The organism is Pseudomonas coleopterorum (assembly GCF_900105555.1).
Taxonomy (GTDB): domain Bacteria; phylum Pseudomonadota; class Gammaproteobacteria; order Pseudomonadales; family Pseudomonadaceae; genus Aquipseudomonas; species Aquipseudomonas coleopterorum.
In genome coordinates this window covers 2,445,528-2,462,382 of record NZ_FNTZ01000001.1, presented here as the reverse complement: position 1 = coordinate 2,462,382, position 16,855 = coordinate 2,445,528, and the positions used below count along the sequence as shown (strand labels likewise).

At 61.1% G+C, this 16,855-nt stretch carries 17 protein-coding genes; 6 read left to right on the top strand and 11 right to left on the bottom strand.

The features are described from left to right. Nucleotides 1–57: 57 nt before the first annotated feature. From BLV18_RS11050 to BLV18_RS11035, 4 genes are all read right to left on the bottom strand, one after another. Complete coding sequence (locus tag BLV18_RS11050) at nt 58–552, bottom strand: DUF934 domain-containing protein (RefSeq protein ID WP_049859449.1); 495 nt, start codon at nt 550–552, stop codon at nt 58–60. Further along, entirely contained in the window at nt 536–2,194 is a 1,659-nt protein-coding gene (locus BLV18_RS11045) for a nitrite/sulfite reductase (protein ID WP_090358486.1), read from the bottom strand. Before BLV18_RS11045 ends, BLV18_RS11050 begins: the two co-directional genes overlap by 17 nt. Before the next feature lie 373 nt (nt 2,195–2,567). Further along, nucleotides 2,568–2,729: a hypothetical protein gene (locus BLV18_RS22370; protein WP_090358484.1), complete on the bottom strand. Its 162-nt coding sequence runs from the start codon at nt 2,727–2,729 to the stop codon at nt 2,568–2,570. 13 nt (nt 2,730–2,742) lie between these two features. Continuing rightward, entirely contained in the window at nt 2,743–3,045 is a 303-nt protein-coding gene (locus tag BLV18_RS11035) for a DUF1883 domain-containing protein (RefSeq protein WP_049859451.1), read from the bottom strand. A 134-nt stretch (nt 3,046–3,179) separates the two neighbouring features. On the opposite strand from BLV18_RS11035, the gene BLV18_RS11030 reads away from it, so the two are divergent. Beyond that, on the top strand, nt 3,180–3,530 hold the full coding sequence (locus BLV18_RS11030; protein ID WP_049859452.1) for a hypothetical protein: 351 nt from the start codon (nt 3,180–3,182) through the stop codon (nt 3,528–3,530). Nucleotides 3,531–3,537: 7 nt separating this feature from the next. Here the strand turns inward: BLV18_RS11030 and BLV18_RS11025 are convergent, their stop codons facing one another. Further along, nucleotides 3,538–3,828 (bottom strand): hypothetical protein, encoded by a 291-nt coding sequence (locus BLV18_RS11025; RefSeq protein WP_049859453.1) that lies wholly within the window; start codon nt 3,826–3,828, stop codon nt 3,538–3,540. Between the two features lie 260 nt (nt 3,829–4,088). Between BLV18_RS11025 and galU the strand changes: the two genes are divergently transcribed. Then, entirely contained in the window at nt 4,089–4,931 is an 843-nt protein-coding gene (gene galU, locus BLV18_RS11020) for a UTP--glucose-1-phosphate uridylyltransferase GalU (RefSeq protein WP_090358482.1), read from the top strand. 105 nt (nt 4,932–5,036) lie between these two features. Next, complete coding sequence (gorA, locus tag BLV18_RS11015; RefSeq protein WP_090358480.1) at nt 5,037–6,395, top strand: glutathione-disulfide reductase; 1,359 nt, start codon at nt 5,037–5,039, stop codon at nt 6,393–6,395. 16 nt (nt 6,396–6,411) lie between these two features. Here gorA and BLV18_RS11010 read toward each other — a convergent pair whose 3' ends face one another. Further along, a complete protein-coding gene (locus tag BLV18_RS11010) occupies nt 6,412–7,056 on the bottom strand; it encodes a response regulator (protein WP_167375936.1) in 645 nt (214 codons plus the stop codon). A gap of 270 nt (nt 7,057–7,326) precedes the next feature. On the opposite strand from BLV18_RS11010, the gene ahpC reads away from it, so the two are divergent. The 3 genes from ahpC (at nt 7,327) to gloA (ending at nt 10,759) form a co-directional block, all read left to right on the top strand. After that, nucleotides 7,327–7,890 (top strand): alkyl hydroperoxide reductase subunit C, encoded by a 564-nt coding sequence (gene ahpC, locus BLV18_RS11005; RefSeq protein WP_090358477.1) that lies wholly within the window; start codon nt 7,327–7,329, stop codon nt 7,888–7,890. 186 nt (nt 7,891–8,076) lie between these two features. After that, the gene (gene ahpF / locus BLV18_RS11000) at nt 8,077–9,639 is read left to right on the top strand and encodes an alkyl hydroperoxide reductase subunit F (protein ID WP_049859457.1); all 1,563 of its coding nucleotides are present in this window, start codon (nt 8,077–8,079) and stop codon (nt 9,637–9,639) included. Nucleotides 9,640–10,240: 601 nt separating this feature from the next. Next, nucleotides 10,241–10,759 (top strand): lactoylglutathione lyase, encoded by a 519-nt coding sequence (gene gloA, locus BLV18_RS10995; protein WP_090358476.1) that lies wholly within the window; start codon nt 10,241–10,243, stop codon nt 10,757–10,759. Nucleotides 10,760–10,891: 132 nt separating this feature from the next. Here gloA and xylB read toward each other — a convergent pair whose 3' ends face one another. The 5 genes from xylB to BLV18_RS10970 all read right to left on the bottom strand — a co-directional run bounded on the left by xylB (nt 10,892) and on the right by BLV18_RS10970 (nt 16,829). Then, on the bottom strand, nt 10,892–12,361 hold the full coding sequence (xylB, locus tag BLV18_RS10990) for a xylulokinase (RefSeq protein ID WP_090358475.1): 1,470 nt from the start codon (nt 12,359–12,361) through the stop codon (nt 10,892–10,894). A 6-nt stretch (nt 12,362–12,367) separates the two neighbouring features. Then, a complete protein-coding gene (locus BLV18_RS10985; RefSeq protein WP_090358474.1) occupies nt 12,368–13,849 on the bottom strand; it encodes a mannitol dehydrogenase family protein in 1,482 nt (493 codons plus the stop codon). Between the two features lie 13 nt (nt 13,850–13,862). Beyond that, the gene (locus tag BLV18_RS10980) at nt 13,863–14,966 is read right to left on the bottom strand and encodes an ABC transporter ATP-binding protein (RefSeq protein ID WP_090358473.1); all 1,104 of its coding nucleotides are present in this window, start codon (nt 14,964–14,966) and stop codon (nt 13,863–13,865) included. 94 nt (nt 14,967–15,060) lie between these two features. Then, nucleotides 15,061–15,891, bottom strand: a complete 831-nt coding sequence (locus BLV18_RS10975; protein WP_049859462.1) for a carbohydrate ABC transporter permease — start codon at nt 15,889–15,891, stop codon at nt 15,061–15,063. A gap of 11 nt (nt 15,892–15,902) precedes the next feature. Further along, nucleotides 15,903–16,829, bottom strand: a complete 927-nt coding sequence (locus BLV18_RS10970; protein ID WP_090358472.1) for a carbohydrate ABC transporter permease — start codon at nt 16,827–16,829, stop codon at nt 15,903–15,905. Nucleotides 16,830–16,855: the final 26 nt, after the last annotated feature.

Here is a 16,855-nt window from a genome sequence, read left to right as displayed (position 1 = left end):
ACCGGTGACCATCGCGCTCACCTATCGACAATTGTGGGCGCGATGGTCGGCTCGGTATCAGCGGCGACGGAACAGCGGCAGCGGCTCGTCGGTGGCCGCCTGGTAGGTCACCGAGAAGTCCTTGAGGCTTTCCAGTGCTTCGTACGGATCTTTGTCGGCGCGCAAGGCGAAGGCATCGAAGCCGCAACGGTGCAGGTAGAACAGCTGGTCACGCAGTACGTCACCGATGGCGCGCAGTTCACCCTTGAAGCCATAACGATCGCGCAACAGACGTGCGTTCGAGTAGTTGCGCCCGTCGGTGAATGCCGGGAAGTTCAGGGCAATGACCTGAAACTGATTGGCCACCTCGCCGATCTCTTCGGCCTCCTCGTCGCTGTCCAGCCACACGCCCAGGCCGCCATCGCGGGCCTGGAGCGCCGGACCGTGTTCGCGCCACAGGGCCAGCGGCACGATCAGGTCGTCGCAGTTGCTGATGCCGTCGAACGGGGTGTCCTTGGGCAGCAGGTGCCAGGTTTCGTCGACGACTTCGTTGTTCTTAATGATTCGCTGCATAGACGCGCTCCTTGAAGGGGTCGATGCCGATCCGCTGGTAGGTATCGATGAAACGCTCGTCTTCGGTGCGTTTTTCCACGTACACGTCGATCAGCTTGGAGATGACATCGGGCATGGCTTCCTGGGCGAAGGAGGGGCCCAGGATCTTGCCCAGGCTGGCGTCGCGGCTGGCGCTGCCACCCAGGGACACCTGGTAGAACTCTTCGCCTTTCTTGTCCACGCCCAGAATGCCGATGTGGCCGACGTGGTGGTGACCACAGGCGTTCATGCAACCGGAGATGTTCAGATCCAGCTCGCCGATGTCGAACAGGTAGTCAAGATCATCGAAACGACGCTGGATGGATTCGGCGATCGGAATCGACTTGGCGTTGGCCAGGGAGCAGAAATCACCCCCTGGGCAGCAGATGATATCGGTCAGCAGGCCGATGTTCGGCGTGGCGAAACCGCCTTCGCGCAACTCGTTCCACAGGCTGAACAGCTGGGCCTGTTCGACGTCGGCCAGAATGATGTTCTGCTCGTGAGACGTGCGCAGTTGGCCGAAGCTGTACTTGTCGGCCAGATCGGCGACGGCGTCGAGCTGCTTGTCGGTCAGGTCGCCGGGGGCGACGCCGGTCGGCTTGAGCGACAGGGTTACCGCCACATAGCCAGGCTTCTTGTGCGCCAGGGTGTTGCGCGAACGCCAGCGGGCGAAGCCGGGGTGCTCACTGTCGAGCTGGGCCAGGTCAGCCGCGAAATCTGGCAATGCCCTGTAGTCCGGGTCGACGAAGTGCTTGGCCACGCGGTGCAGTTCGGCCTCGGTCAGGGTGGTGCTGCCGCCGCGCAGGTGTTCCATCTCGGCGTCGACTTTCTGGGCGAAGACTTCCGGCGTCAGGGCCTTGACCAGGATCTTGATGCGCGCCTTGTACTTGTTGTCACGACGGCCGTAGCGGTTGTACACGCGCAGGATGGCGTCCAGGTAGCTGAGCAGGTCCTGCCACGGCAGGAACTCGTTGATGAACGCGCCCACTACCGGCGTGCGGCCCAGGCCGCCACCGACCAGGACGCGGAAGCCCAGCTCGCCGGCGGCGTTGTGCACGGGCTCAAGACCGATGTCGTGCACCTCGATGGCGGCACGGTCGGTGCTGGCGCCGTTGACGGCAATCTTGAACTTGCGCGGCAGGTAGGCGAATTCGGGGTGGAAGGTGGTCCACTGACGAACGATCTCGCACCAGGGGCGTGGATCGATCACCTCGTCGGCGGCAACGCCGGCGAACTGGTCGGTGGTGACGTTGCGCAGGCAGTTGCCGCTGGTCTGGATCGCGTGCATCTGCACGGTGGCCAGTTCAGCGAGAATGTCCGGAATGTCTTCCACGGCCGGCCAGTTGAACTGGACGTTCTGCCGGGTGCTGATGTGGGCATAGCCTTTGTCGTAATCGCGAGCGATCTTGGCCATCATGCGCGTCTGGCGCGATGTCAGCTGGCCGTAGGGCACGGCGACGCGCAGCATCGGGGCAAAACGCTGGATGTACAGGCCGTTCTGCAGGCGCAGCGGGCGAAATTCTTCTTCGCTCAGTTCGCCAGCCAGGTAGCGGCGGGTCTGATCCCGGAACTGCTTGACGCGGTCCTCGATGATCCGTTGATCGTACTCGTCATAAACGTACATGGTGATCCTGTTCTCAGGCTGTCTTTCGCATCATCAGAAAAAGCACGCGCACGGTCGCGCACTCTTAGCAGAGCCGACGGAAGATAACAGTTTGTAAATAGACGTAAAAGTGACGTTTGAGTATATGCACCGAACCAGAATGCATAACAACGGCGCGTTTTCATGTCTTCAGGACATTGACGCGTTGGCGGGGCAGGCCTTGTGGGGGCGGGGCGGGCGGCGAGCCCTCTGCCCGCGAAGAGCACACCGCGGAATGCCTGCGGAGCTGCAGTGACCTTTTCGCGGGCAGAGCCCGCTCCCACAGGGTTAACGATAGCCTTGTGGGAGAGCGAGCCCTCTGCCCGCGAAGGGGCACACCACGGATCCAGGTCTATCAGAGGGCCTTGCTGATATGGATGTCGCTGATGTTCGCGGCGGCGTCGCCATGTAGGGCGACCAACGCGGCCTTCGCTTCTTCCAGCGAGCCCGTTTCCAGGTGCGCGAAATCCCAGCGACGCTGCCCGTCGAGGTTGTAGCGGATCACGTACTTGATCATGGGTGCCCCTGCATCAGGTGAATTTCGAAGCCGTGCGGCGCACGATCTTGATCTTGTGGGTGAACGTGCTCTTGCGCGTCACGCTCGACAGCTTGGTGCCGGCGGTGTCGATGGTGATGTTCCAGAAACCGGTACTGGGCGCCGTGATCTTGGCCGGGAAGGTGTCGAACGCGCCGCCATGATAGGTATGTCGCCCACCGTTCTTGAAGCTGCGAAAATTGGCGTCGCTCATCAGGCGGATGTTGCAGCGCTGGGAGCACTCGATGACAACCAGATCGTCTTCATTGAGGTGCTCGCGCTGGTGAACGAATTTCATGGGCTCTCCACAGTTACAGGTGCGCGAAAAAGCGCAACGATATCATGCGCATCGCCGCGCAGATAAATTCTACCGATGCATGGAGCAAATTCGTGACCTTGCGGTCACAGGGTATTTAATGACGGAGATGCATCATGAAGTGGGCCTGGTTGACGGCAGTGGTAATGCTCGGTGGTTGTGCCACCGTGACGGACATCGAGAAAAGCCCCGAGACCATGAGTGTGATTTCCGGCAAGACCCCCAAGGAATATTCCACCTGTGTGGTCGCCCAGTTGAGCGACAGCCGCGGACCGTCGGTGATCGAACAGAAACACGACGGCTATCGCATCATCGTTCCGCAGAAACTCTCCAAGGATCCGGCCGCCGTGCTGATCGTCGACGATCGTTCCGGCGGCAGCAGCATCAAGGTGCACGAGCGCCTGTCCAATGTGCCTCTGCGCCCGGCTGACGTGCGCCAGGCGGCCGAGAAATGCATTTCCGGCTGAGCCGATCCTACTTGCAGATCACCACCAGGCTGCGGGTCTGGTAGTTGCCCAGGTCGGCATCCGCCAGCCCAGCCTCGTCCGCACGTCGCGGCACGCCCTGAGTCGCTACCGTCTGGTAGCCGCCGGGGCACTCGAGTCTTGCCTGCTCGTCGCACTTGTCCCAGGACATGGCCTGACCCGAACAGTCGATGTTCAAGCCCTGTTGGCCGTTCTTCAAAATGGTGGGGGAAGTACTCGCGCAGGCCGAAACGGCGAGCACGGCGATGCAAGACAGGGTAGTGCGCAGGAGGGTGTTCATGGGGCGGGATTCTTCAGGTAGACAAGGGGGCCGCTATGCGGTGGCCCAATGCTATACACTGGCAAGCGGCAAGGGTAGTTGTGCAAGGAAAAATTCCGTTGCTCGACCGATGTAGCAATATTTACCCTGCAGTGGAACTATATGCATCAGGATTTCTCTATCAACCAATCAATTGGCCAGCGGCAGACATTGTGAAGTAGTCGACGCCTGAAACCGACTGTGCCGTACCTCGTCAGCATTGCTCTTTTGTAAGGACTCACATGATCAAGAAATGCTTGTTTCCAGCGGCCGGCTACGGTACTCGCTTCCTTCCAGCGACCAAAGCAATGCCCAAGGAAATGCTGCCGATCGTCAACAAGCCACTGATCCAGTACGGCGTCGAAGAAGCCCTGGAAGCCGGCCTGGACCAGATCTCCATCGTCACCGGTCGCGGCAAGCGCGCGATCGAAGACCACTTCGACATCAGCTATGAGCTGGAAACCCAGATCAAGGGCACCGAGAAAGAGAAGTACCTGGTCGGTATCCGCAAACTGATCGACAAGTGCACCTTCTCCTACACCCGCCAGGTGCAGATGAAGGGCCTGGGCCACGCCATCCTCAGCGGTCGTCCACTGATCGGCGACGAAGCGTTCGCCGTGGTGCTGGCGGACGACATGTGCGTGAATCTGGAAGGCGACGGCGTGCTGCAGCAGATGGTCAAACTGTACAACCAGTTTCGCTGCTCGATCGTCGCCATTCAGGAAGTCGATCCTCAGGAAACGAACAAGTACGGTGTGATCGCCGGTGACATGATTCGTGAAGACATCTATCGCGTGACCAGCATGGTTGAAAAGCCAAAGCCTGAAGATGCCCCATCGAACCTGGCCATCATCGGCCGCTACATCCTGACCCCGGACATCTTCGACCTCATCGAACAGACCGAGCCAGGCAAGAGTGGCGAGATCCAGATCACCGATGCCCTGATGAAGCAGGCCCAGAACGGTTGCGTACTGGCCTACAAATTCAAGGGCGAACGCTTCGACTGCGGCGGTGCGGAAGGCTACATCGACGCCACCAACTTCTGTTTCGAAAACTTCTACAAAACCGGCAAGGCGTTCATCTGACGCCTCACCGGCTTGCATGATCGACGCCGCTGCTCTTCGGACAGCGGCGTTCTCGTTTTATGGCCACGGCCCGGTGGCGGGTCGTGCAGGTGCCAGGAGAGCAACATGAGCTATGACTTCGATTTATTCGTGATTGGTGCCGGTTCCGGCGGTGTGCGCGCCGCGCGTTTTGCCGCAGGTTTCGGAGCGAAGGTGGCGGTGGCCGAGAGCCGCTACCTGGGCGGGACCTGCGTCAACGTGGGCTGCGTACCGAAGAAGCTGCTGGTGTACGGCGCGCACTTTGCCGACGACTTCGACCATGCCAGCGGCTTTGGCTGGAGCCTGGAGAAACCCTCGTTCGATTGGTCGACGCTGATCGCCAACAAGAACAAGGAAATCGAACGGCTCAATGGCATCTACCGCAATCTGCTGGTGAACAGCGGCGTCAAGCTGGTAGAAGGTCACGCACGCCTGGTCGACCCGCACACGGTCGAAGTGGATGGCCAGCGCTTCAGCGCCGAGCACATCCTCGTGGCAACCGGTGGCTGGCCGCAGGTCCCCGACGTGCCCGGTCGCGAGCATGCCATCACGTCGAACGAGGCGTTTTTCCTCGAGCAGTTGCCCAAGCGAGTGATCGTGGTAGGGGGCGGCTACATTGCCGTTGAATTCGCCGGGATCTTCAATGGCCTGGGCAGCGAAACCACCTTGCTGTACCGCGGCGAGATGTTCTTGCGTGGCTTCGATGGTTCGGTGCGCAAGCACTTGAGCGAAGAGCTGACCAAGCGCGGCATGAACCTGCAGTTCAATGCCGACATTGCCCGCATCGACAAGCTCGATGACGGCAGTCTCAACGTCACCCTCAAGGACGGCCGCGAGTTGGCAGCCGATTGCGTGTTCTACGCCACCGGACGCCGCCCGATGCTGGACAACCTGGGGCTGGAGAACACCGGTGTGAAGCTGGACGACAAGGGGTTCATCCAGGTCGACGAGCAGTTCCAGACCACCGAGCCATCGATTCTGGCGTTGGGTGATGTGATCGGACGGGTACAGCTCACGCCTGTGGCCTTGGCCGAGGGTATGGCCGTGGCGCGTCGGCTGTTCAAGCCCGAGCAGTATCGCCCGGTGGATTACAAGCACATTCCAACCGCCGTGTTCAGCCTGCCGAACATCGGTACCGTTGGCTTGACCGAGGAAGAAGCGCGCGAGCAGGGCCATTCGGTGCAGATTTTCGAAAGCCGTTTCCGGCCCATGCAGTTCAGCCTGACCCACAGCCAGGAGCGCACCCTGATGAAGCTGGTGGTCGATGCCGATACCGACAAGGTGCTGGGATGCCACATGGTCGGTCCTGACGCTGGCGAGATCGTTCAGGGCCTCGCCATCGCATTGAAGGCGGGCGCGACCAAGCAGGTCTTCGACGAAACCATTGGCGTGCACCCCACGGCCGCCGAAGAGTTCGTGACCATGCGCACACCGGTAGGCGCCTGAGTCTTCGGCCTGCCGGTCAGTCCGGCAGGCCAACCACGGCGGCGTATTCCTGCAGCGCGGCATCGTGGCTGATGCCCAATTTCTCCATGGCACAGCGTTTCTGGCGACTGATGGTTTTTTCGCTGCGCTCCAGATGGGCCGCCACGTCACGCCCACTCATGCCACCCACCAACAGCTTCAGCACTTCCAGTTCGCGCGTCGACAGTCGCTCGTGAGCCCCGCGGTGGTCGACTTCGTGTTCGGCAAGGCGCTGGGTGAAGCGGGCGCTGAGGTAGTTGCTGCCACGCATCAGGCTGTAGGCCGCGGTGCTCAGATTGCTCAGGCATTCGCGCTTGTCGTACAGGCCTCTCGCGCCGGTGTCGAGAATGGCGCGCAACACCATGGGGTTGTCCAGCGTGGTCAGCACCAGCACCGGCAAGCGTGGGTAGCGCTGACGTACCTGACGCAGCAGGGCCAGGCCGTCGCCACCTTGCTGCTGGGGCATGCGGTAGTCGGTGATCAGCAGATCACAGGCGTGCTGCTGCAACGATTCGAGGACCTGGCTGGCATTCTCGGCCTCGTCGATCACGTTGAAGCGTGAACGCGGCGCACGCTCCAGTGCGATGCGTAGCCCGAGTCGAACAGCCGAATGGTCGTCGGCCACGATGGTTTTGATAGTCACCTGGTTCATCTCATCTGCGAAAGCGGGCTTCATGCTATCTGTCGTGCCCCGGGATGACTGTAAGGGGGGCGTGAGCGCAGACGTGAGAAAAGTCTACAAATCACTGCAGCATTGCCCCGCTTTCACAATTCTTCTTTATTATGTGTAGTCTCGATAGGCAAAACCAATCGCCAGCATCCAGTTTGCCAATGAGCTATCGGCCGAGCATGTGTTTAGGATGCTCCCTATCGAATTCAAACACGATTTCAACCCCCTGAAGGAGAGTCACCGATGCCGATCATCAACAGCCAAGTCAAGCCATTCAACGCCACCGCTTACCACAACGGCGCTTTCGTGCCGGTCAGCGACGCCGATCTGAAAGGCAAATGGTCTGTCGTATTCTTCTACCCAGCCGACTTCACCTTCGTCTGCCCGACCGAACTGGGCGACCTGGCCGACAACTACGAAGCGTTCAAGCAAATGGGCGTGGAAATCTACGGTGTGTCGACTGACACTCACTTCACCCACAAAGCCTGGCACGACACTTCCGACACCATCGGCAAGATCCAGTACCCGCTGATCGGTGACCCGACTCACGTCATCTCGAAGAACTTCGACGTGCTGATCGAAGCTGACGGCATGGCCGATCGTGGTACTTTCGTGATCAACCCTGAAGGTGAGATCAAGATCGTCGAACTCAACGACGGTGGTGTAGGTCGCGACGCTTCCGAGCTGCTGCGCAAAGTCAAGGCTGCCCAATACGTTGCCGCCCACCCAGGCGAAGTGTGCCCAGCCAAGTGGAAAGAAGGCGAAGCCACCCTGGCTCCATCGTTGGATCTGGTTGGCAAGATTTAAGCAGCTTCCCACGCTGTCTCCCGCGGGATACTTCCCGCGGGATCGCGACATCCGTTACGGGATCGCAACACCTCCGTAACGGATCGCCTTCGTATGATCGTTTCCAAAAGTATCTCGCTCACGCGGGGCCTGGTGCCCTGGCGGGCAACTGTCGTCTTCGAAACACTCAAAACGGAAATCGCCCTCATGTTGGACGCCAATCTTAAAGCCCAGTTGAAAGCCTATCTGGAACGGGTCACCCAACCGATCGAGATCGTCGCGTCCCTTGATGACGGCGCGAAATCCCAAGAATTGCTCGGTCTGCTGCGTGACATCGATGCACTGTCGGACAAGATCACGCTGCTGGACAACGGTAACGATGCGCGCAAGCCGTCGTTCTCCATCAATCGCCCCGGAGCGGACATCGGCCTGCGTTTCGCCGGTATCCCCATGGGTCACGAATTCACCTCGCTGGTACTGGCGCTGCTGCAGGTTGGCGGCCACCCGTCCAAGGCCAGTGCCGAGGTCATCGAACAGATCGCTGCCCTGAAAGGCGAGTTCCTGTTCGAAAGCTATTTCTCGCTGTCGTGCCAGAACTGCCCGGATGTGGTCCAGGCACTGAATCTGATGGCGGTGCTCAACCCCAACATTCGTCACGTGGCCATCGACGGCGCCCTGTTCCAGGCCGAAGTCGAAGAACGCCAGGTGATGGCTGTGCCAAGCATTTACCTCAACGGCAAGAACTTCGGCCAGGGCCGCATGGGTCTGGAAGAGATACTCGCCAAGATCGACACCAGCGCTAGTGATCGTCAGGCGGAAAAGCTCAACGCCAAGCAGGCGTTCGACATGCTGGTGATCGGCGGCGGCCCTGCCGGTGCATCGGCGGCCATCTATGCAGCGCGTAAGGGTATTCGTACCGGTGTTGCGGCTGAGCGATTCGGCGGGCAGGTGTTGGACACCATGGCTATCGAGAACTTCATTTCGGTGCAGGAAACCGAAGGCCCGAAACTGGCCGTCGCACTGGAAGAGCACGTCAAGCAGTACGACGTGGACATCATGAACCTGCAGCGCGCCGAAAAACTGGTGCCGGGCAAGGATGGTGCGCCTCACGAGGTGATCTTCGCCAGCGGCGCGTCGCTCAAGGCCAAGACGCTGATCCTGGCGACCGGCGCACGCTGGCGTGAAATGAACGTGCCGGGCGAGCAGGAATACCGTAACCGCGGCGTGGCCTACTGCCCGCACTGTGACGGTCCGCTGTTCAAGGGCAAGCGCGTAGCGGTGATCGGCGGTGGCAACTCGGGTGTGGAAGCGGCCATCGACCTGGCCGGTATCGTCGCCCACGTGACGCTGATCGAGTTCGACACACAATTGCGTGCCGACGCCGTGTTGCAGCGCAAGCTGCACAGCCTGCCCAACGTCAAGGTCATCACCAGTGCGCTGACCACTGAAGTGACCGGTGACGGACAGCGCGTCAATGGCCTGCGCTACAAGGATCGCCAGAGCAGCGAACATCACGAAATCGCGCTGGAAGGCATCTTCGTGCAAATCGGCCTGCTGCCCAACACCGACTGGCTCAAGGGCACCATCGAGCTGTCGAACCGTGGCGAGATCATGGTCGACGCCCGTGGCGAAACCGACCTGCCGGGTATCTTTGCCGCCGGTGACGTGACGACCGTACCGTACAAGCAGATCGTCATCGCGGTCGGCGAGGGCGCCAAGGCGTCGCTCTCGGCATTTGATCACCTGATCCGCACGTCCGCCCCGGCCTGATACGCCCGGTAATGCTCCTGTAGCAGCAGCGCAAGCCGCGTCAGGCTCCGACGCGTTCACCCAGGCGCACCGCGTGTACCGCCGACGCGGCTTGCGCCGCTGCTACGGGGGATTGCGTTTACCGCTGACGCGGGTTGCGCCGCTGCTACGGGGGAGCGCGTGTACCGCTGACGCGGCTTGCGCCGATGCTACGGGGAGCGCGGTCTCTGTAGCAGCGGCGCAAGCCGCGTCGCTTTTGACTTATACACTTCCTGCACAGCACTTACGCAACTACGGTTGCCACAGTTATATCGCACTGGAGTTGCATGCTTTTATACAGTCGGACGTGACCGTTCGGCAGCGCCACGAAAAACAGCAGATGCTCTTCAATGTTTTCACATCCTTTTCACAGCCACTGTTCCACTATGAAATCCGCTGATGGAACAGCGCCCCAAATGCCCGCTTCGGCGGGCTTCTTATTGCCCGCGATTCACGCTTTCCTCCAGTTTCAATCCCCCCGCGTCTCCGTGTCGCGCGTTCGTTGCCGTATCTGGTTTGGCATCATCCGTACCGTTCCGTATCATCAACCGCAGCTACTGCCCATTCATTCAAGGGAGCTTTCATGAGCCTCGATCATTTGAACAATGTGCCCGGTGTTACCGCGCAACCTGAAGCCGCCACATCCCAGTTCGTTTTCAACCACACCATGTTGCGGGTCAAGAACATCGAGAAGTCGCTGGATTTCTATACCCGTGTATTGGGTTTCAGTCTGGTTGAAAAGCGTGACTTCGCCGAGGCGCAGTTCAGCCTGTACTTCCTGGCGCTGGTGGACAAGTCGACCATCCCGGAGGATGACAAGGCGCGTACCACCTGGATGAAATCCATGCCGGGCATTCTGGAACTGACCCATAACCACGGCACCGAGAACGACGCCGATTTCGCCTACCATGACGGCAATAGCGATCCCCGTGGCTTCGGGCACATCTGTGTGTCGGTGCCGGATATCCACGCTGCCTGTGAGCGCTTCGAAACGTTGGGCGTGGACTTCCAGAAGCGTCTGACCGATGGCCGGATGAAGAGCATCGCCTTCATCAAGGACCCGGACGGTTACTGGGTCGAAATCATCCAGCCCGACCTGTAGAGCACTCCCTCTGTAGCAGCGGCGCAAGCCGCGTCAGGGACGACGTGGTGAACATGACCCACCGCAGCGTCTCAGACGCGGCTCGCGCCACTGCTACAGGGGTGACGCTAGACCGTGTAGCGGCGCGGCAGGTTATACCGGAATGTGCTGGCGGTAACGCTGATAAGCATCCTGGTAGGCGAGGACATTGGAAACGATAGGTTGGGTGTGGCTGGTGTCGTCCAGCCGCACACAGCGTTTGCATAACGCGGCCAGTCCGTCCGGATCCTGACCGGCACACCAGGCGGCCTGAATGGCTGCGCCCAGGGCTGCCGCTTCCGGCTGCTCGGTACACACGACGGGCGCATCCATGACGTCCGCAACCAATTGGCGCCACACCGGACTTTTCGAACCACCGCCGATCAAGCGTATGGCATGAGTCTGCAGACCCCCGGCCCGCAGCAGATCCAGGCCATAGCGCAGGCCGAAGGTCGTGCCTTCCACGGACGCGCGACACAGGTTCGCAGCGTTCAGGTTGTTGGTGGTCAAGCCCAGCACGGACCCGGTGGCGTGGGGCAGGGCGGGAACCCGTTCACCGTTCAGGAACGGCAGCATCACGATGCCTTCAGCGCCGATCGGCGCCTGCGCTACCGCTTGATTGAATCCGCTGATGTCCAATTGCAGCAGGTCGCGCACCGCTGTGGTGACGTTGGTCAGGTTCATGGTGCAGATCAGCGGCAACCACCCTCCCGACGACGAGCAGAAGCTTGCCACCGACGGTTCCTTCAGCACGGTGGGACGGTCACTGTAAGCGTACACCGTGCCTGAAGACCCCAGGCTCATGGTGATGACCCCAGGGTGAATGTTGTCCGTGCCGATGGCGCCCATCATGTTGTCGCCCCCGCCACTGGCGACCACCGCCAACGGATTGATCCCCAAGCGTGCAGCAATGCCCGGGCGAATGGTGCCCACCGGCTGGTGCGCGTCGATCAACCGCGGCAACGCGGCTTCCAGACGGCCGCTGGGGTCGATCTGCCGCAGCAGGGCCAGATCCCACTGGCGTTCGCGCACGTTGAAATAACCGGTGCCTGAGGCATCCCCGTACTCGGCGCGGGCCTGCCCGGTGAGCCAGAAATTCAGGTAGTCATGGGGCAGCAGCACATGGGCGATCCGTTCGAAGATCTCTGGATGGTGCTCCCGCGTCCAGAGTAGCTTGGACACGGTATAGCCCGGCGCGATCACCAGCCCCAGGCGGTCGAGCGAGCCCTGTTCACCGCCCAACTCGGCCAGCAGGCGTTCGTTCTGTGGCGTGCTTTCGGTGTCACACCACAGCTTCGCCGGCCGCAGCGCCTGACCATCGGCGTCGAGCAACACCAGCCCGTGCTGCTGCCCGGACACGCCAATACCCAGAATCTGCTGACCGTCGATGCCGGCCTGCGCCAGCGCCTGAGCAGTGGCCTGCTCGAAGGCGGTGAGCCAGTCGCCCGTCTCCTGTTCGCGACGGCCGTTTTCGCCGCTGATCATGTGATGGGAAGCCGAGCCCTGGCCCATGACCTGGCCACTGTCCGCGTCAAGGATCAACGCCTTGGTTCCTTGGGTGCCGCAGTCGATCCCGAGAAACATGGCCGCTTACTCCTTGCCGTCCAGCATATGTTCCAGGGTAGCGTGCACGCCCCGGGTACGCAGGCTGTGCAGATTGCGTTCGAAGGCGGCCACGAACTCCGCCGACTGCGGGATCTGTGTGCCGAAGATTTCCTCGACGCCCAGCAGCCGCTCGGCGAGCGAGGCCGGATCGGCAACCAGTGCCTGGCAGAATGCAGCGCGCGGATCGGGAATGCTGTAGTGGGTGCCGTTTTCGTCGACCCCGCCCAGATAGAGCGCCCAGGCCGCCACCACGAGTGCCGCGCGCTCGGTGCTCTGCCCGTTGGCGATCAGCCGGTTAATGGTCGGTACGGTGAATTTGGGAAACTTCGAAGAGCCATCCGAGCAGACACGCTCCAGTTGATCGGCGATGGCCTGGTTGGAGAAACGCTCGATCAGGGTGTCCTTGTAACCCTCCAGGTCGATACCGGGAACGGACGCCAGTTGCGGGGTGACGTCGTGGTCCATATAGGCGCGGATATAGCGCACGAACAATGGATCGTTCATGGTTTCGTGAACGAAACGGTAGCCCTTGAGGAAGCCCAGGTAGGTCAGGGCCAGGTGGCTGCCATTGAGCAGTTTGATCTTCATTTCTTCATAGGGCGTGACGTCGTCGGTGAACTGCACGCCGACCTTTTCCCACGCGGGCCGACCGGCGCCGAACTTGTCTTCCAGCACCCATTGTACGAACGGCTCGCAGACCACCGGCCAGCTATCGTCGACACCGTGGCGCTCATGCAGCTGCGCGCGGTGCGCATCGCTGGTCATTGGCGTGATGCGGTCGACCATGGCATTGGGAAACTGCACATGGCTGGCGATCCAGTCGTGCAGCGCTGGGTCATGGAGTGCGGCAAACGCCAGCAGCGCCTTGCGGGCAACCGCGCCGTTGTGCGGGAGGTTGTCACAAGACATCACGGTGAATGCTTCGATACCGGCATCGCGACGTTGCCTCAGCGCTGCGCAGAGAAAGCCGAACACCGTACCGGGTGCCTGCGGATGCGCCAGGTCGTGCTGGATCTGTGGCAAATGGGCCATGAACTCGCCGTTGCTGTCATCGATGCAATAGCCGCCTTCGGTGATGGTCAGCGAGACGATGCGCACCGAAGGCTCGGCCAGTTTATCGATCAACGCCTGAGCGCCATCTTCGGCCAGGAGCATGCCGGTGATCGCGCCGATCACGCGCACTTCGGTGTCCGGGGTATCGCCCAGCTCGACCAGGGTGTAATGGAAGTCCTGCTCGGCCAGGGCGTCGCGGACCTTGCGGTCTTCGCTGCGCAGTCCGGCGCCACAGATCGCCCACTGTTCGGCCTCTCCTGTGTTCATCAACGCATCGGTATAGAACGCCTGGTGCGCGCGGTGAAAGCCGCCCACACCGATGTGGACGATGCCATGCGCACGGGTCGCAGGATCGTAGGTCGGCAACTGGATATGCTTGGCGAGCTGGTGCAGATTCTGTCGATTGAGTTTCATCATCGGTCCTGTATCAGGCAGCGGCCTGGAGCGGTTTGGCCACGGCAATGCCCTGGGCGTCGAAAAGGTGGCAGTACTGGGGATCCAGCAGCAGGCTCAGGCGTTCGCCGTACTGGCTGCGCAGATCACCGCGAATGCGCAGGGTGAGCGGTTCTTGCGAGTCGGTGACGACATGGCAGAAGGTATCGCTGCCCAGGCGCTCGCTGACGTCGGCGGTCACCGCCAGTTGGCATTGTCCGGGTTGGGCAAGGTCGAGGTGCTCGGGACGGATGCCCAGGGTCACCGTGTCGCCCACGCTCAGCGTCTGGCTGACACGTGGCAGGTAGATATGGGTGCCGGCGTCCAGGGCGACTTCGCAGCCCTGGCCGTCTACGCGGCTGAGCTTGCCCTTGAGGAAGCCCATCTTGGGCGTGCCGAGGAAACCGGCGACGAACAGGTTGGCCGGATGATGATAAAGCTCGAGAGGTGAACCGACCTGCTCGACACGGCCGCCGTTGAGCACCACCACCTTGTCGGCCAGGGTCATGGCCTCGACCTGGTCATGGGTCACGTAGATCATGGTGGCCTGCAGCTCCTTGTGCAGGCGCGACAGTTCCAGGCGGGTCTGCACGCGCAGGGCGGCGTCGAGGTTGGACAGCGGCTCGTCGAACAGGAAGATCTTCGGATGGCGCACGATGGCCCGGCCGATCGCAACCCGCTGACGCTGGCCACCGGATAATTGCTTGGGCTTGCGATCGAGCAGGGCGCCGAGTTCGAGGATGCGCGCCGCTTCCGCCACCTTGCTTTCAACCTCGGCCTTGGGTTTGCCGGCCAGGTCCAGGGCGAACGACAGGTTCTTGCGCACGGTCATGTGCGGATACAGGGCGTAAGTCTGGAACACCATGGCCAGGTCGCGTTTGGCTGGCGTCACTTCGGTAATGTCGCGGCCGTCCAGCTCGATGGTGCCGCTGCTCACTTCTTCGAGCCCGGCGATCAGTCGCAGCAGGGTCGACTTGCCGCAGCCCGACGGGCCGACGAACACCACGAATTCGCGGTCGTGCACTTCCAGGTCGATGCCCTTGATGATCTGCAGACCTTCGAAGCCCTTTTTCAGGTTTTTTATTTTCAGAGTGGCCATGGGTTGGGTCCTTTGGAAGGAGGTGGTGTTCGGGCGGGCGTCTTCGCGGGTAGAAGCCGCTCCCACAGGGGCGCGCCGCACAATGATGTGAGGGTCACTTGACTGCACCGAAGGAAAGGCCGCGCACCAGCTGCTTCTGGCTGATCCAGCCGAATATGAGAATCGGCGCGCAGGCGAGGGTCGAGACGGCCGACAACTTGGCCCAGAACAACCCTTCAGGGCTTGAATACGAGGCGATCAGTGCGGTCAGGGGAGCGGCTCCGGAACTCGTCAGGTTCAGCGACCAGAACGCTTCGTTCCAGCACAGAATCAGTGACAGCAGCACGGTCGAAGCCAGTCCGCCCTTGCTGATCGGCAACAGCACCCGGAGCATTTCCTGACCCAGGGTGGCACCGTCCAGGCGTGCCGCTTCAAGGATTTCCCGGGGAATGTCCTTGAAGTAGGTGTACACCATCCAGACCACTATCGGCAGGTTGATCAGGGTGTAGATGACGATCAAGGCGATGCGCGAATCGAGCAGGCCGGCACCCTTGGCCAGCAGGTAGATGGGCATCAGCACGCCCACCGGTGGCAGCATCTTGGTGGAGAGCATCCACAGCAGGGTCTGCTTGGTGCGCTTGGTCTCGTAGAATGCCATCGAGTAGGCGGCCGGCACGGCGATCAACATGCACAGAGCCGTGGCGCTGAACGAAATCAGCACCGAGTTCCAGGCGAAGTGCAGGTAGTCGCTGCGTTCCTGGATGTGCAGGTAGTTTTCCAGCGTGGGCGTGAAAATGAACTGCGGTGGCGTGGCGAAGGCGTCGATCTCGGTCTTGAAGCTGGTCAGCACCATCCAGAAGATCGGAAAGAACACCACGATGGCTATAGCCCAGGCCAGGCAGCCCAGGACCAGACTTTGCAGGCGACGCGATTGTTGAAGTGTCATGGCGCAGGCCTTCAGTTCTTGTCGGTGAGGTTTTTGCCGATCATCCGCACCAGGATGATCGCGGCGATGTTGGCGATGACTACGGCGATCAAGCCACCGGCCGAGGCCATGCCCACGTCGAACTGCACCAGCGCCTGGTTGTAGATCAGGTAGGCGAGGTTGGTGGACGCGAAGCCCGGTCCGCCGTTGGTCGTGGTGAAGATTTCAGCGAACACCGAGAGCAGGAAGATCGTTTCGATCATGACCACCACCGCGATGGGTCGCGCCAGGTGCGGCAGCGTCAGGTGCCAGAAGATCGCCAGGGCACCGGCACCGTCCAGCCGCGCGGCTTCCTTCTGTTCCTGATCCAGCGACTGCATGGCAGTCATCAGCAAGAGGATGGCGAACGGCAGCCATTGCCAACTGACGATGACGATGATCGAGAACAATGGGTAATGAGCCAGCCAGTCGACCGGTTCGGCGCCGAAGAACTTCCACACCGCGGCGAGAATGCCCGAGACCGGGTGGAAGATCAGGTTCTTGAAGATCAGTGCGCCCACTGTGGGCATGATGAAGAACGGCGAGATGAGCATCACCCGCACGATCCCGCGGCCGAGAAATTCGCTGGCTTCCAGCAGCGCGGCAATCAATACGCCGAACACCACGCTGATCAGCAACACGCTGCCCACCAGCAGCAAGGTATTGGTGGCGCCCGGCATGAAGCCTGCGTCGGTGAGAAAGAAGCTGAAATTCTCGAGCCCCACGAATTCGTTTTCGCCGGGGTACAGCAGGTTGTAGCGGATCAGCGAGAAGTACACGGTCATGCCCAGCGGCACGATCATCCACAGCAGGAGCAAGGCGACCGAAGGGGTGACCAGAAACCAGCCGGGGTTGGACAAGCGGCGCTTGCCCGCCACCTCAGCCGTGTCAGGCTGGGGCTTGGCAGTCGTAGTATTCATGAGTGCGCACCTGGTGAGCAGCGCTG

Excerpts from the sequence above, each read along its gene's own strand:
- BLV18_RS11050 (WP_049859449.1), bottom strand. The coding sequence starts at position 552 with ATGCAGCGAATCATTAAGAACAACGAAGTCGTCGACGAAACCTGGCAC.
- BLV18_RS11045 (WP_090358486.1), bottom strand. The coding sequence starts at position 2,194 with ATGTACGTTTATGACGAGTACGATCAACGGATCATCGAGGACCGCGTC.
- BLV18_RS22370 (WP_090358484.1), bottom strand. The coding sequence starts at position 2,729 with ATGATCAAGTACGTGATCCGCTACAACCTCGACGGGCAGCGTCGCTGG.
- BLV18_RS11035 (WP_049859451.1), bottom strand. The coding sequence starts at position 3,045 with ATGAAATTCGTTCACCAGCGCGAGCACCTCAATGAAGACGATCTGGTT.
- BLV18_RS11030 (WP_049859452.1), top strand. The coding sequence starts at position 3,180 with ATGAAGTGGGCCTGGTTGACGGCAGTGGTAATGCTCGGTGGTTGTGCC.
- BLV18_RS11025 (WP_049859453.1), bottom strand. The coding sequence starts at position 3,828 with ATGAACACCCTCCTGCGCACTACCCTGTCTTGCATCGCCGTGCTCGCC.
- galU (WP_090358482.1), top strand. The coding sequence starts at position 4,089 with ATGATCAAGAAATGCTTGTTTCCAGCGGCCGGCTACGGTACTCGCTTC.
- gorA (WP_090358480.1), top strand. The coding sequence starts at position 5,037 with ATGAGCTATGACTTCGATTTATTCGTGATTGGTGCCGGTTCCGGCGGT.
- ahpC (WP_090358477.1), top strand. The coding sequence starts at position 7,327 with ATGCCGATCATCAACAGCCAAGTCAAGCCATTCAACGCCACCGCTTAC.
- ahpF (WP_049859457.1), top strand. The coding sequence starts at position 8,077 with ATGTTGGACGCCAATCTTAAAGCCCAGTTGAAAGCCTATCTGGAACGG.
- gloA (WP_090358476.1), top strand. The coding sequence starts at position 10,241 with ATGAGCCTCGATCATTTGAACAATGTGCCCGGTGTTACCGCGCAACCT.
- xylB (WP_090358475.1), bottom strand. The coding sequence starts at position 12,361 with ATGTTTCTCGGGATCGACTGCGGCACCCAAGGAACCAAGGCGTTGATC.
- BLV18_RS10985 (WP_090358474.1), bottom strand. The coding sequence starts at position 13,849 with ATGAAACTCAATCGACAGAATCTGCACCAGCTCGCCAAGCATATCCAG.
- BLV18_RS10980 (WP_090358473.1), bottom strand. The coding sequence starts at position 14,966 with ATGGCCACTCTGAAAATAAAAAACCTGAAAAAGGGCTTCGAAGGTCTG.
- BLV18_RS10975 (WP_049859462.1), bottom strand. The coding sequence starts at position 15,891 with ATGACACTTCAACAATCGCGTCGCCTGCAAAGTCTGGTCCTGGGCTGC.
- BLV18_RS10970 (WP_090358472.1), bottom strand. The coding sequence starts at position 16,829 with ATGAATACTACGACTGCCAAGCCCCAGCCTGACACGGCTGAGGTGGCG.